Source organism: Streptomyces olivaceoviridis (genome assembly GCF_014650115.1).
Lineage (GTDB): Bacteria > Actinomycetota > Actinomycetes > Streptomycetales > Streptomycetaceae > Streptomyces > Streptomyces olivaceoviridis.
Genome location: NZ_BMUI01000014.1, coordinates 156,714 through 169,959, shown reverse-complemented (window position 1 = coordinate 169,959; position 13,246 = coordinate 156,714). Strand labels below are relative to the sequence as shown.

Here is a 13,246-nt window from a genome sequence, read left to right as displayed (position 1 = left end):
CCCAGGACGGGGCGTTCACGCTCCCCGACCGGCGGGGCGTGTTCCCGGCTCGTCCGGAGGCCGGGGAGTTCAGGGGCGGCAGGGGTGCGCCGGGCGTCGCGCCGGGGCGAACTCTGTCTGCCGGGGCTAGCTCTCGTACAAGTCCTTCAGCACGTCCTGTAGAAGCGGGTCGGCCGGGGCGGCGGACGAGGCCGGCTGCTGGGCGGGCGCGGGTTCCGGTGCTCCGAAGAGGTCGGGCAGCCGGTCGTGCCTGATGTGCTCCAGCACCGCCTGCACCGTCGGCTGGTTGAACAGGAGGTTGCCGTCCAGTTCCACGTGCAGGATGTCTTCCAGACGCTGCTTCAGTTTGGTGAGGCTCAGCGACGTGAGACCCAGGTCGAAGAAACTCTGGTCGTGGGGGAGGACGTCTTCGTCGGCCATGAGGAGCGACTCTTTGAACTCCGTTTCCACGATGTTCTCAAGTGCCTCGGCGCGATCGGACCGGGGCAGGTCCGAAAGCCATTCCACGGTGGTCCGGGAAGAATGTGGTGTCCATTGCGTCATGCTGGCTTCCTCCGTGGAACACGCCGGTCGTGGAACACATCCCGCGGTGGGCCGAACGAAATTCGACAGTCCACGGGCTGGCTCCATCAAGCCATGGGTGAGGATGTGCGTCCAGAGCGGAGCCCGGCTTGGACGCACAGGCGTGGGAGCGTCGTCAGGGCCGCGTCAGCGGGTCTCGCCGAAGGAGGGCGGGAGGATCCCTTCGAGCGGCCGGGCGGCCGGGCACACGACGGTGCCCGGCTGGGGAATCCCAGCCGGGCACCGGTGGAAGTGTGTCGCGCCGACCCCTTACTGGCCCGGGTCGATGTCCATGAACTGGTAGTTGGTCAGGATGCGGTCGGCGGCGTCCACGGTGATGAACTCGGTCCCCACCGCGGCGACGTCACCGCCACCCGTGGGAACCATGTGCCAGACGATACGGATCGCGTCGTGGTTCTTCAGGTGGCTGTGCACGGTGAAGGAGAACCCCTTGGAGACGAAGTCCTCGTAAGCCTCGTCGATGGCCTGGGCCACAGCCTCGTGGCCCCGGTACTCCTGGCCCACGTTCGCGTAGTGTCCGTCCTCTGCCCACAAGTCGGCGACGGCCTTCCGGCGCGCCCCTGAATCGGTCTCGTTCCACACAGCGGCGTAACGGGTCACGAACTCGTCGCTGGAACCCAACGTTCTTTCCTCCTGGTGAAATTTTCGGATTACCGCACAGGGCGGCAATGCGCGACGGGGCCTCTTTCGCTCCCGGCGCCCGGCCCATGCTGGCAGCGTTCCGGGTGCATTGTCGATTACCTGCGAGGTAATTGCGCAGCGGCGAATTCCGGCCGACGGCTGCCTTGGGCCGATCGGCCGGCGTACGTCAGCGGTCCGGCCGTCCGACAAGGCTGCGGAGCGTCTCCGCCGTTTTCGAGTCGGCCGGATGATACGTGGCCAGCATGAGACGGTTCTGCTCGGAGGACGCGGCGCCGAATACCGTGATGGCGGTCGTGAAGTTCAGCCGGGAACCGAAGGCCTGGAGCGACAGGGACGGAGGACTGGCCGGGGCGGGGCCGTTCCGGTACGCGCCGGTGAGGCGGAGGGAAGAGGCGCCGGGCGAATGGTAGGAGGAGGTCTCGTTGTAGAGGGAGGCCAGTTCCCTGTCGTTCGAGACCTCGGCCACGTTGCGGATGAACCGGAGCTTGTCCTCACGCCACCCGCGGAAGTCGACGATCCTGGTCGCCAGCCCGTCGGGATGCAGACCGACACGGACGAGGTTCACCTTGCCGTCCAGCAGTTCGGGCGTCACCAGATAGGACAGCAGAAACGAGGCCGTGCTGTTGGACAACACCACGTTGTACTGGGAGTCCAACGCCACACCGGGGAACGGGTCGTGCGCTCTCAGGACGCGCTGGGCATTGCCGAGCAGCGTGTACCTCTCGGTGCTCCCGGCCGAGGGCTCGCCGCTGAGGGGCGCGTATCCCGCCGCCAGCAGGATCGTGTCCGCCTCGGCGACAGGCATGCTCAGCGCGCCGACCAGCCTGAGCAGCAGACGTCGGCTCGGCCGCGCCCGGCCGGTCTCCACGAAGCTCAGGTGTTTCTGCGAGATCCCGGACGCCAGCGCGAGCTCCATCTGGCTCATGGCGCACTTCCGACGGCTCTTGCGAAGCAGCCCGCCAACCGTCGGAACATCCTGAGTGCTGTGTGCCGACTCAGCTGTCATGGAGCCATCGTACGTGGACCCCGGCCGGCCGGGACAGGTCGACCGAGGTCCCCGGGGGTGCGCGCCCGGCCCCGGGTCACCCGGTGTGCGAGGGTGTCCCGTCCGTCTCGGCGAGGATGTCGTCGAGCGCCCACAGTGCCCGGTCGGCCGCCGCGATGGCCTCGGCGCTGTCCGGGTCACCGGCCAGGGCGAAGAACGTGTTGCACAGGTGCGACTGAGCTTCGGTCAGCCGGTCGGTCTCGGTCATGTGCCTTCCCCAGTGTTCGGGCGGATCGGGGGGTTCGCGTCAGACGGCCTTCGCCGCCTTGAACACGTGGACGAGCCCTCCGGCCTGTGCCCGGCCGTGGAAGGCGATGTACTCGGGCAGTACGGCGTGCGGGGCCCACTTCTGCTTGTAGGCGAGCTGGCTCTGGGCCGGGTAGACCGCGTCCCCGTACTCCCAGAGCCACTGGAGGAACCAGCCGAACGCCGCGCTGGCGTTCGGGGACTCCGTCTCGGGCACGAGGCTGGTGAAGGGCGTGAAGCCGAAGTGCAGCCACTCCGCGCCCTCCGCCGTGAAGGTGCTGATCGCCGCCTGGTTGATCGACTCCATGATGCCGGGCACATCACCCGGAAGCCTGCGGCTGAGGTCGTGCAGCCAGCCCGGCCGGCTGCCGTACGCCGGGGAGTAGGAGATGTAGCCGACGACCTGTCCCTCGATGAGCCCCACGAACAACCGGCGGTGGTCCTGTGCCGGGCCGCCCATCTGGCCCACCAGGAACTCCAGTTCGTGGGCGTGCTCGCCCTTGCTGCCCAGCCAGGCGCGGTCGACGGCAGCCACTCCGTCGGCCCATTCCTGCGAGGTGCCCTCGACCACCGTCAGCCCCGCCCGGGCCGCACGGGCGATCTTGTTGCGCAGCTGCATGAACCGGGTGCCGCGCAAGGTGAACCGGGCCAGGTCGACGGCGTAGGAGGCGCCCACCTGGTTGACCGTGAATCCCTCTTTGGCGTAGAGGCCGACCTCGTTCTGCTGCACCTGGACGGACACGACCCCACGGCCCTGTTCGGCGGCGAACTCGACGAAGCTCCGCAGCAGTTCGGGCGCGCGGTCGGCCGGTGCGAACGGGCCCGCGAACTGGACGAGGAAGGGGCCGGAGGTGCGATAGACGATCACTCCGTCAAGGCCCGGGACGGAGAAGTAGGAGTTGCCGCTGCTGAGCGCCAGGAAGGCGCTGGGGTTGTCTCCGTGGGACGAGATGGCTCGGTGCACGTCGTCCAGGGTGAGGGCTGAGGTTCCCGCAGTCATCTTCGCTCGTGTCTCTCCGTGTGGAGGATGGACGTCGCATTCTGCGGAGAGGGCAGGATTCGAACCTGCGCGGACTGCTGGAGCCCGACCGGACCAGAGGTCCGGTCCCCGATAGGCCACTCCGGGCACCTCTCCTTGCGGTTCGTCGGCCGGTTTCCCTTCCGACGGGTCATATCCTGCCAGCAGGGCCTGACGAGGCGATGACGCGCCCCTGACGTACCGCCGGGGGGAGATCACCGGCGGTCAGCAGACACATATGCGGGGCGACGGCAGCGCGCTGCACATGTATCTGTAAGACCGGTCTTCGGAGCGCGCCGGCACAGCGCCGCCTGGAGCCGGCGACCGGCCGGCGGGCCGGCGGGGAGTCGGGGAGTCGGCGACCGGCCATCCTCCGGCCCTCCGAACCGGAGGGCGGGACCGGGACCGAGCCGCTCTAGGTAATATTTATGTAATGTCCGAGGTCGCTCAGGGGTCATCCGACTCGGCCACAACGACACCTGTCAGCCATAGTTCCCCTCGATTCGGAGCCATGTGCATACGTATCCTTCGCACTGGGTACACACTGCTCCCCCCTCCGAGCTCTGCGTGACTGCTACTACCACGGAGGTAATAGACACACGTGTGGCGTGTATTGCAGCATGCCCGTGCAGGATGCCCGCGCTGGGAGACGACCGCCCGGCAACGACAGCTTCACGAAGCCCGGATCGTGCCCACCTGGCTGGTCTGGCATGCGGTACATGGACTCGATTCGAGGGACATACGTGAAATTTCGCGTTCTGGGTTCTCTGAGCACCATCGGCGAAACCGTGACGAAGCCAGTCGAGGGCGCGCGCCAGCGGACGCTGCTTGCGCTCCTCCTCATCAGCCCGAAGAATGTCGTCACGAAGGACCAGTTCTTCGAAGAATTATGGCGGGACAAGCTCCCCGGCGCTCCGGACAACGCGCTCCAGGCCATCGTGGCACGGGTCCGCAAGGTACTGGCCAGTGAGTTCGGTGAGGATTTCACCCGGATGAACCTGGTGACGCATCCGCACGGTTACTCACTCGACGTCGAACCCGACCAGGTCGACGCACACGTGTTCTCGAGTCTGACCGCGGAGGCCGAGGCGAGGGCTCATCTGCATCCCGAAGCGGCTCGCGACCTGCTGGACCGGGCGCTCGGCCTGTGGCAGGGGTCAGCACTCCAGGGAGTGTCCGGCGGGCTCATCTGCGAGAGCGCCGCGACACAGCTGGAGGAGATGCGGCTGTCCGCCATCGAAGCCCGGATACGGCTGAACATCGAGATCAGCGGTCACGCCTCGGTGATCAGCGAGCTGAAGAGGATGACGTCCCTGTACCCCTGGCGGGAGCAGCTGTCGGAGCTGCTCATGATCAGTCTGTACCGGACGGGCCGCCAGGCAGAGGCCATCGAGGCGTACAACCACCTTCGCCGCCGGCTCGTCGACGGCTTCGGACTGGAACCGTCGCAGAACCTGACGAAGTGCATGATGGCCGTACTGCGGCAGGATCCGGGACTGGGCGAGCCCGCCCGGAACACGGTCCACAAGAAGGCCGTGAGCGCGCTCGTCCGGTGAAACCGGCCGTGCGCCACATGACGGTGCCCCGAGCCCGCCGGCTCTGCCGAAACCCCCATCGCCCCTTCCGGACGGGTGCCTCGCGGCGCCCGGACCGGCCCCGCTCTCCGAGGAAGGCCACCGTGCCGAACAACAGCGATGTGACCACCACCGATTCGACGGACGCCACTACGCGGGTGCATGACCTGCTCCTGCGCTTTCCCGGCATCGCCCGTGCCCGGGTCACCCGTGACGCGTCCGGGGACCTGCGGGCCGAGGTGCTCGGATGGGACGCGCCGGCCTCCTCGCCGTACACGGGCCCCCTCGCCGAACTGGACATGCACAACCCCGACGAGGTGCAGTTCCTGCACGACGAGATCTTCGTGGGCGAGTCGTACCTGGACGGCGGCATCGTCCTGCGCCAGGACGCCGTGGTCTTCGACGTGGGCGCCAACATCGGGGCGTTCGCCCTGTTCGTCGGAGCCCGGTGCCCCTCCGCGGAGGTGTTCGCCTTCGAGCCGGTCACGGACATCCACCAGCAGCTGCGGCGCAACCTGGACCGTTACGGCGTCCGGGCCAGGATGTTCGAGGCGGGACTGTCCGACCGGGACCGCGAGGTCACGTTCAACTTCTACCCGGACCTGTCCATCATGTCCTGCCGGTCCGACTACGCCAGCCTCGACACCGAGAGCGAACTGGTCAAGCAGTACGTGCAGAACGCCAGGGAGAGCGGCTCCGCGGAGCGCGAGGAGCACCTGGCCCGGGTGGAATCCCTCGTCACCCGGGACTTCGAGCGGAGCGAACGGCGCTGCCGGCTGCGTCCGCTGTCCGCGGTGCTCGACGAGACCGGGGTGACCCGCATCGATCTGCTCAAGATCGATGTCCAGCGTTCCGAGCTGGACGTCCTCCTGGGGATCGAGGACCGGCACTGGCCGCTGGTCCAGCAGATCGTCATGGAGGTGCACGACGAGGTCGGCACCCCGACCGAGGGACGCCTTCGCCAGACGCAGTCCATGCTGGTCGAGCACGGCTTCAAGGTGAGCGGCTCGGAGGTCGAACTGCTGCGGGGAGCGGGCCGCTACACCGTGCGGGGCATACGGCCCGAGTACGCCGAGGACCCCCGCCCGGTGGTGGCGCGGACCGGCAACGCCAAGGCGCTCCGTCCCGAGGAGATCGTCTCCTGGCTGGCCGAACGGCTTCCGCACGACCTCGTCCCCCGTGACATCACCTTGGTCAGTGAGCTGCCGTCCCACTGACCGGTTCCCGCGACGACGCGACCGCGGCGCCCGGACGGACCTTCGTCCGGGCGCCGCTTCCACCTCCCACCGGTTCGCGGAGGTCGCCCGCGGTCAGGACCGGTTCCCCGCACAGACGAATTCCACGGAGGCCTCATGGGTCACGATGACGGACGGGCCTCGGGCCGCTGGTTCCACGCAGGCCCGCAGCGGCCCGATGCCACCGTCCGCCTCTACCTCTTCCCGCACGCCGGCGGATCGGCCGCCTCGTACGCACGGTGGGCGTCACTCCTCCCCCACGACGTGGAGGTGCGCACCACGCAGCTCCCGGGACGGCAGGAACGCCGCTCGGAGACGGCGTTCACCCGCCTCGACCCGCTCATCGAGGCGCTGTACGACGAAGTGGAAGACGATTGGGACGGGCGGCCGTTCGCCTTCTTCGGGCACAGCATGGGGGCGCTGCTGAGTTACCGGCTGACCCTGGCCATGGAAGCGGAAGGCGGCCCGAGCCCTGCTCTGCTCGCCGTCTCGGGTTGGGCGGGCGTCGCACACCATCCCACCGACGTACCCATCGCGGACATGTCGGACGAGGAGTTCACCGGCGAGGTCGAACAGTTCGGCGGGCTGCCCCCGGAGGTGCTCGACGACCCGGAGATGCGCGCGCTGGTGCTGCCCGCGCTGCGTGCCGACTTCCAGGTGCTCAACGACTACCGTCATGACGCCGCACCGGTCCGGTGCCCCCTGGTGGCCTACTGCGGCCTCTCCGACCCGTTGCTCGCCGGCGACGCGATGGCGACCTGGTCGGCGCTCAGTCCCGCGTTCCTGGGCCTGACCCGGTTCCCGGGATCGCACTTCTACATCTACCAGCACGCCTCCGCGATCGCCACCGATCTGGGCCGGCACCTGCGCGCGTCGGCGGAGAAGAGCTGACCGCGTCCCCACACCGGTCGCTCGTGGCTGTGGCCCGTACCCCTCCCCGGGGTACGGGCCACAGCCGCGAGCGACGGCTTCGGTCAGCTCTCGGCACCGCCGTCGAACCGCTCGCCGAGGAACGCCGCGAGCAGCCGGGGCGTCGGGTGGTCGAAGACCGCCGACACCGGCAGGGTGACGCTCAGCGCCGCTTGCAGACCGTCGCGCATCTCCACGGCGGCCAGCGAGTCCATGCCGAGCTCGGAGAAGGTGGCCGTGGCGGGCACTTCGGTGGCATGGGCGAATCCCAGCGTGATCGCCAGGTGCTCCCGGACGAGCACCACCAGGGCCGCCTCACGCTCTTCGGAGCTGAGCCCGGCGAGGTCCTGCGGGGTGACCGAGGCGGGCCGCGGCGCCGGGACGTCCGGTGCGGCCTGAGGCGACGGCTCGCTGTCGGCCAGGTGCCGGCCGCGGTCCGTCGGGAGCCAGTACCGCCTGCGGTCGAACGCGTAGGTGGGCAGGTCCACCTTGCGACGGTGCGTGGCCGGGCCGTGGAAGTCGCGCCACGCGAAGGACAGTCCGGCCTCGTAGAGACCGGCCACGGCGTGCAGCAGCGCCTCGTCGTCCTCGGCGCCCTTCCGCAGACTGGGCAGCCAGACCTGGTCCTGCGCCGCCTTCGCCGACCGCTTGGCCAGCGCGGTCAGGGTGCGGGCGGGGCCGATCTCGATGAACGCGTGGTTGCCCCGGCGTTCCACCGTCCGCATCCCGCCGAGGAAGTCCACGGGAGCGGTGATGTGCCGTACCCAGTACTCCGGGCGCGAGACCTGCCGCCACCGCGCCATCTCCCCGGTGATGTTGGAGACGAAGGACAGCTGGGGTTCGTGGAACTCGATGTCCTGCAGTTCCGCCGCGAAGGCCTCGGTGACCTCCTCCATGAGGGGGGAGTGGAAGGCGTGCGACACCGACAGCTCGGTGACGTGCACCTTCCGCCGGAGCAGTTCGTCCTTCAGCTCGTCGAGGGAGGCCCGGGCACCGGACACCACACACTGGGTGGGGGCGTTGCGGGCGGCGATGGCCAGGTCGGGGTGGGCTTCGAGGAGCGGGGCGACCTCGTCGGCGGCGACGCGGACCGCGAGCATTCCGCCGGGCGCCGACACGGAGTCCATCAGCCGCGCCCGTGCCGCCACCAGCCGGACCGCGTCGGGCAGGCTGAACAGCCCGGCGACGGCGGCGGCCACGACTTCGCCGATGCTGTGCCCGATCATCACGCTGGGCCGCACGCCCCACGACAGCCACAGCTGGGCCAGCGAGTACTCCAGCATGAACAGCGTGGGCTGGGCCCAGCGCGTTCGGTGGATCTCCTGTGTGTCCCCGTCGTCTCCCAGCATGATGGCCTTGACCGATTGCCCCAGGTACGGCTCGAACAGCGCGTCGATCTCGTCGACCTGTTCACGGAAGCGCGCGTACCGCCGGTACAGGCCGGCCCCCATCCCGGAGTACTGGGCTCCCTGCCCGGCGAAGAGGAAGGCCACCTTCCTGCTGATGTCGCCGGCGTCCCCCTGCTCACCGCTCAGCCGCACGAGCCGGTCGGCGAGCAGGGCGGTGAGGTCCTCGCGGTCGCGCACCACGCCGCTGACGCGGTGGGCGAAGTGCGCCCTGCCGATGTTCGCCGTGTAACAGATGTCGCCGACGTCGAGGTCGGGGCGCTGGTCCAGCAGCTTCTGGTACCGGTCGAGCTGGTGTTGGAGCGAGACCGCGCTCTTGGCCGAGAGGGTGAAGACGTGGCGGTCGCCGTCGCCCGGTCGCGGGCCCGGCTCGGCGGAGGCGGGCGCCTGCTCCACGATGGCCGCGGCGATGGTGCCGGTGAAGCCGAAGGAGTTCACGAGGGCGCGCCGGGTGGTGGCCTGCCAGGGGCGGTTGCTCGTCGGAACGTCGACCGGGTAGGCCGTCCACGGGATCCGCGACGACGGGGTATTGAAGTTGGCCTGGGGGAAGTAGCTGCCGTCGCGGAGCTGGGCGACGGTCTTGAGCACGCCCCCGACTCCGGCGGCCGGCTCCATGTGCCCGATGTTGGCCTTGTGGGAGCTGACCACGACGGGAGCCATCGAAGTGTGCGAGTCGCGGAACACCTCGCTGATCGCTCCCAGTTCGATCGGGTCGCCCAGCGGGGTCCCGGTTCCGTGCGCCTCGACGAACTGGATGTGACCCGGTTCGAGTGCCGCCGCGGCCAGGGCCCTGCGCATCACGTGCTCCTGGGCGCTGCCGTTGGGGACGTAGAGGCCGGCGCTCTCGCCGTCCTGGCCCACAGCGGTACCGCGGATCAGCGCGAGCACCCGGTCCCCGTCCCGTTTGGCGTCCGACATGCGCTTGAGCACCAGGACGCCGCATCCCTCGGCACGGCCGTAGCCGTCGGCGCTGTCGTCGAACGTCTTGCAGCGCCCGTCCGGGGACAGCGCCTCCAGATCGGCGAAGAGGACGTTGGTACGCGGGTGGTGTATCACGTTGACGCCACCGCACAGCGCGATGTCGCACTCGCGTCGGCGCAGCCCTTCCACCGCGTAGTGCAGCGCCACCAGCGAGGCGGAGCAGGCGGTGTCGATCGTGATGCTGGGACCGCGCCAGCCGAGGAAGTACGACAACCGGCCGCACAGGCCGGCGTGTGTGACGCCCGGCGCGACACTTCCGTCGAGATCCCGCATGGCGATCCCGTCCAGCTCCATCGCGTAGTCGATGTTGCTGGCCCCGATGTAGACCCCGCCGTTGCCGTGCCGCAGGGTGGCCGGATCGATGTTGGCGCTCTCCAGCGCCTCCCAGGCGGTCTCCATGAGGAGGCGCTGCTGGGGGTCGATCCAGGCCGCCCCCTTCGGGGATATGTTGAAGAACCTGGCGTCGAAGAGGTCGATCGCGTCGAGGAAGCCGCCTCCCTGCGGTACCGGCTGCCCCAGCTTCGACAACTCCTCGTTGTCCCAGCGGTCGGAGGGCACCGGGACTGTCGCGGTGCCACCCTCGCGCAGGAATTCGGTCAGTTCGTCGAGTGAATTGCTCCCGCCGGGAAGGCGCACGCCGGCGCCGACCAGAGCGATCGGCTCGTACTTCTCCAGCAGCAGTCGCCGTACGAGTTCCGCCTGTTGCGGGTCACCGGCCTGGTTCTGGGCAGCGCCGGATCCCTGAACGGACATTGGCTTCACAGTGTCCATAACCTCTCGTCACACTTCTGCGGAAGCGGCCGCGAACTCACGGCCGGTCCGTGATGGCGCTCCGGTCGGGCAGTTGAAGGTCGAGAATCTGACGCAGCATCTGGGCGTACGAGGTCAGCGCCCCCTGCATCGGTTCGGCCTCCCAGCCCGGCTCAGGTGCTACGCCCGTCACCGCGCAGGACAGCCGCGGAGAGCCGAACCCGGACTCCGTGCGGTCCTGGCCGGTCACTCCATCGGGTTCCGGATCGAACACCACACCCACCTCCTGCGCAGTGAACCTCGGTCGAAATTCCTCGCACGGCGATCTCAAGCAGCGTTCCCAATTCCCCCTGCCGGATTCAAACACGACCCGGCCACGGTGCGGCGGGAATCGGTCCCCCGAACACCCTGAACATCAGCACTGTGTCAGCAACGCGTCAGTCCTGACTGGCACCATGTCACGGGTAACGCATTTGATGGATGTCAACACGATGAATAAGAGCCGGAGGTCGGCATATATGGCAGACATGGCCGCAGCCGATTTGGTCGGGGTGTGGGAGCTTTCCGCCTGCTACGAGCGTGACGAGCACGGAGGCATGCTGGAAGGACCGCTCGGCCCGAATCCCAAGGGGCGCCTCATGTACACCGCCGACGGCCACGTCGCCGTGACCATGATGAGGACATCGGGCACCGCCTCCTCGTCCGTCCCCATGGACGCCGTGGGTTACGCCGGCACCTGGCGTCTGGCCGGCCGGCAGGTCGTCCACACCATCGAGGTCACCAGCCCGGTGTCGGGCTGGGCCGGTTCCGACCAGGTACGCGATGTCGAGGAGCTGAAGCCCGGGTCCCTGACCCTGGCGGGAACCGATGTCATCGACGGCAAGCGCCGGACGGCCGTACTGGAGTGGTCCCGGACACCACCGCAGGACCATTGATCCCACCGGGCCGGGCCGTAGGCCCCCGCGGCGCTCGTGGCCGTCGGGGGCCTACGGCCCGTGGGCTCGCGGGCGCCGCGGGGGCCTACGGCTCCGGGGAGCCGTAGTGGCAGAGGCTGTCGTGAGCGTCGGTCCGTGATCCACCCCCGCCCACTCCCCCGGCCAGCGGGGCTCCCCCTTCACCGGCCGGCCCGAAGCCGCCGGTCAGTGGTGGCTCGGTGAGGGGTTCCGAGGATCTCCGTGGACCGCGGCCCGCTGGTGGTCCACCGATTGGCTGAGCGCGCAGCCGGCCGCGACGACGAGCGCACGCGCTGCTCCGAGTGCCTCGCGGATCTGTTCGACCCGTTCCTGCCGCACGGCATCCGGCGCTTCGGCCCGCACCAACAGCAGGAACGCCTCCAGCGCGCTGAACCGGGCCTCCGCCAGGGCGCCCGAGCGGTCTATGGAGTCCATCCAGGACCTGACCGTCCGACAGATGCAGGGATCTTCCCGTGCCGGGGAGCAGCAGCCTCCACGCTCCTCGGCATCTGTTGCACACGTTTCCCCTTGGCGCGGGTGCACGACCTGAGCACTGGGCCGGCACAGCCGCGCGTCTGTGTTTGCCATGTCAAGCCTTCTCGGTGTGGAGGAAGCCCGGACAGGTGGCCGGCGCCTGGCCCATGAGTGCCACCCCGTGGTGCCTTCCTGCTCCTTCTTCTGCCCCATGTCGTCGCCGGTGATGCCACCCGATACGTGTCATCGCCTACACGGATCACACAGCCATGCACGCCGGGCAGAAGATCGAATCACGCAACTATAGGTGTGCGTCCCGTCCGTGCGACAGGTGCAGATTCGGCCACACATGACGACGCCGGCCCGGTCCAGGAGCCCCGTCCACCGAAAAACGTGTCTGTCGACCGGTTCGCCGGTCGCTCGTTCACACGTACTGCTGCACACACCTGCCCATGACAGCTTGTGGTCGTGCAACATCGTGATGATCGCCAACCGTGGACGGGTACCACCGGCTGCTGAAAACTCGATCCCCAGTGTCGCGCCACGAAGACGAAGTGCGTTCCATGAGGGGAGAAGGTCACATTGCCTGGTAGTGCGATCGACATCGACGACGTGATCGGCAAGGTGCGGACAACGGGGTACGCGGTGCTTCCGGGCGTCCTCTCGCCCGAGGAGACCCGGCGCATCAGAGAAACACTGCACCGGTTGTCGGAGCTGGACGACGAAACCTACGGCGTCGAGCGCCTCGTCGGGATGCGGCAACGCGGCGCGCTGCGCAACCTGGCCGCCGCCGACGATGTCTTCCACGGCCTGCTGGAGACCTCGTCCGCGCTCGACGTCGTCGACGCGTTCCTGGGCCCGCAGGGGATACTCAACTGCTTCGACGCCCTGATCCTGTTCCCGGGGCAGGGCCGCTACCCGTGGGACTACCACACGGACCTGATGGACGTCACCGGTGTGTCCTTCCCGCCCGACAGGATTCCCGGTGTCAATATCCTCTACTTCTTCGACCGGGTGCGCGAGGAGAACGGCGCGACATGGGTCGTCCCCGGAAGCCACCTCACCCTCGCCGACGAGCCGGACCCCGAGGTGATGGCACCGCTGTCGGTGCCGCTGGAGGTCGAACCCGGTGACGCCGTCGTGTTCGACGCGCGGATCTGGCACTGTGCCGGCACCAACGGCACGGACATGCCACGCGCCCTGATCAAGACGTTGTTCACGGCGCCCTGGTACCGGCCGCAGATGGACTTCACCCGCGCCGTGCCCGAGGACGTGCTCACCCGGCTCAGTCCGCGCGCCCGGCGGTATCTGAACGTGCACAACGTACCGCCCACGACCGTCGACGAGCTGCGGTGGCGGCTGTCCCACGGTGACGCGGTGAACGCGGAGGAGGCCAAGGTGGACACGGTGGACAAGGTCGCGGAGGTCTGA

Annotated in this window: 13 protein-coding genes and 1 tRNA gene; 5 read left to right on the top strand and 9 right to left on the bottom strand. The window is 68.7% G+C overall.

The features are described from left to right. Window positions 1-126: 126 nt before the first annotated feature. The 6 genes from IE273_RS25465 to IE273_RS25440 form a co-directional block, all read right to left on the bottom strand. Window positions 127-420: an acyl carrier protein gene (locus tag IE273_RS25465; protein WP_229887510.1), complete on the bottom strand. Its 294-nt coding sequence runs from the start codon at window positions 418-420 to the stop codon at window positions 127-129. Window positions 421-831: 411 nt separating this feature from the next. Beyond that, the gene (locus IE273_RS25460; protein WP_189817491.1) at window positions 832-1,203 is read right to left on the bottom strand and encodes a nuclear transport factor 2 family protein; all 372 of its coding nucleotides are present in this window, start codon (window positions 1,201-1,203) and stop codon (window positions 832-834) included. Between the two features lie 187 nt (window positions 1,204-1,390). Then, entirely contained in the window at window positions 1,391-2,230 is an 840-nt protein-coding gene (locus IE273_RS25455; protein WP_268257518.1) for a helix-turn-helix domain-containing protein, read from the bottom strand. A 76-nt stretch (window positions 2,231-2,306) separates the two neighbouring features. Beyond that, complete coding sequence (locus IE273_RS25450; RefSeq protein WP_014668945.1) at window positions 2,307-2,477, bottom strand: hypothetical protein; 171 nt, start codon at window positions 2,475-2,477, stop codon at window positions 2,307-2,309. A 39-nt stretch (window positions 2,478-2,516) separates the two neighbouring features. Next, window positions 2,517-3,515: a bifunctional lysylphosphatidylglycerol flippase/synthetase MprF gene (locus tag IE273_RS25445; protein WP_189817489.1), complete on the bottom strand. Its 999-nt coding sequence runs from the start codon at window positions 3,513-3,515 to the stop codon at window positions 2,517-2,519. 44 nt (window positions 3,516-3,559) lie between these two features. Beyond that, window positions 3,560-3,650: transfer RNA gene (locus IE273_RS25440), tRNA-Arg, on the bottom strand. A 671-nt stretch (window positions 3,651-4,321) separates the two neighbouring features. Between IE273_RS25440 and IE273_RS25435 the strand changes: the two genes are divergently transcribed. From IE273_RS25435 to IE273_RS25425, 3 genes are all read left to right on the top strand, one after another. After that, window positions 4,322-5,089: an AfsR/SARP family transcriptional regulator gene (locus IE273_RS25435; RefSeq protein ID WP_189817488.1), complete on the top strand. Its 768-nt coding sequence runs from the start codon at window positions 4,322-4,324 to the stop codon at window positions 5,087-5,089. 122 nt (window positions 5,090-5,211) lie between these two features. Further along, entirely contained in the window at window positions 5,212-6,324 is a 1,113-nt protein-coding gene (locus IE273_RS25430) for an FkbM family methyltransferase (protein ID WP_189817487.1), read from the top strand. 135 nt (window positions 6,325-6,459) lie between these two features. Further along, the gene (locus IE273_RS25425; protein ID WP_189817486.1) at window positions 6,460-7,233 is read left to right on the top strand and encodes a thioesterase II family protein; all 774 of its coding nucleotides are present in this window, start codon (window positions 6,460-6,462) and stop codon (window positions 7,231-7,233) included. An 83-nt stretch (window positions 7,234-7,316) separates the two neighbouring features. On the opposite strand, the gene IE273_RS25420 is transcribed toward IE273_RS25425, so the two are convergent. Both IE273_RS25420 and IE273_RS25415 read right to left on the bottom strand, forming a co-directional pair. After that, the gene (locus IE273_RS25420; protein WP_189817485.1) at window positions 7,317-10,391 is read right to left on the bottom strand and encodes a type I polyketide synthase; all 3,075 of its coding nucleotides are present in this window, start codon (window positions 10,389-10,391) and stop codon (window positions 7,317-7,319) included. A 55-nt stretch (window positions 10,392-10,446) separates the two neighbouring features. Further along, entirely contained in the window at window positions 10,447-10,665 is a 219-nt protein-coding gene (locus tag IE273_RS25415) for a hypothetical protein (protein ID WP_189817484.1), read from the bottom strand. Between the two features lie 250 nt (window positions 10,666-10,915). On the opposite strand from IE273_RS25415, the gene IE273_RS25410 reads away from it, so the two are divergent. Further along, window positions 10,916-11,323 carry a lipocalin-like domain-containing protein gene (locus tag IE273_RS25410; protein ID WP_229887509.1) on the top strand — a complete coding sequence of 136 codons (408 nt, stop codon included), beginning with the start codon at window positions 10,916-10,918 and terminating at the stop codon, window positions 11,321-11,323. A 204-nt stretch (window positions 11,324-11,527) separates the two neighbouring features. On the opposite strand, the gene IE273_RS25405 is transcribed toward IE273_RS25410, so the two are convergent. Continuing rightward, a complete protein-coding gene (locus IE273_RS25405) occupies window positions 11,528-11,776 on the bottom strand; it encodes a hypothetical protein (RefSeq protein ID WP_189817483.1) in 249 nt (82 codons plus the stop codon). A 621-nt stretch (window positions 11,777-12,397) separates the two neighbouring features. On the opposite strand from IE273_RS25405, the gene IE273_RS25400 reads away from it, so the two are divergent. Then, window positions 12,398-13,246, top strand: a complete 849-nt coding sequence (locus IE273_RS25400; RefSeq protein WP_189817482.1) for a phytanoyl-CoA dioxygenase family protein — start codon at window positions 12,398-12,400, stop codon at window positions 13,244-13,246.

Coding starts and splice junctions, on each gene's coding strand:
- IE273_RS25425 (WP_189817486.1), top strand. CDS start 6,460: ATGGGTCACGATGACGGACGGGCCTCGGGCCGCTGGTTCCACGCAGGC.
- IE273_RS25420 (WP_189817485.1), bottom strand. CDS start 10,391: ATGTCCGTTCAGGGATCCGGCGCTGCCCAGAACCAGGCCGGTGACCCG.
- IE273_RS25450 (WP_014668945.1), bottom strand. CDS start 2,477: ATGACCGAGACCGACCGGCTGACCGAAGCTCAGTCGCACCTGTGCAAC.
- IE273_RS25445 (WP_189817489.1), bottom strand. CDS start 3,515: ATGACTGCGGGAACCTCAGCCCTCACCCTGGACGACGTGCACCGAGCC.
- IE273_RS25405 (WP_189817483.1), bottom strand. CDS start 11,776: ATGGACTCCATAGACCGCTCGGGCGCCCTGGCGGAGGCCCGGTTCAGC.
- IE273_RS25455 (WP_268257518.1), bottom strand. CDS start 2,230: ATGACAGCTGAGTCGGCACACAGCACTCAGGATGTTCCGACGGTTGGC.
- IE273_RS25410 (WP_229887509.1), top strand. CDS start 10,916: ATGGCCGCAGCCGATTTGGTCGGGGTGTGGGAGCTTTCCGCCTGCTAC.
- IE273_RS25465 (WP_229887510.1), bottom strand. CDS start 420: ATGGCCGACGAAGACGTCCTCCCCCACGACCAGAGTTTCTTCGACCTG.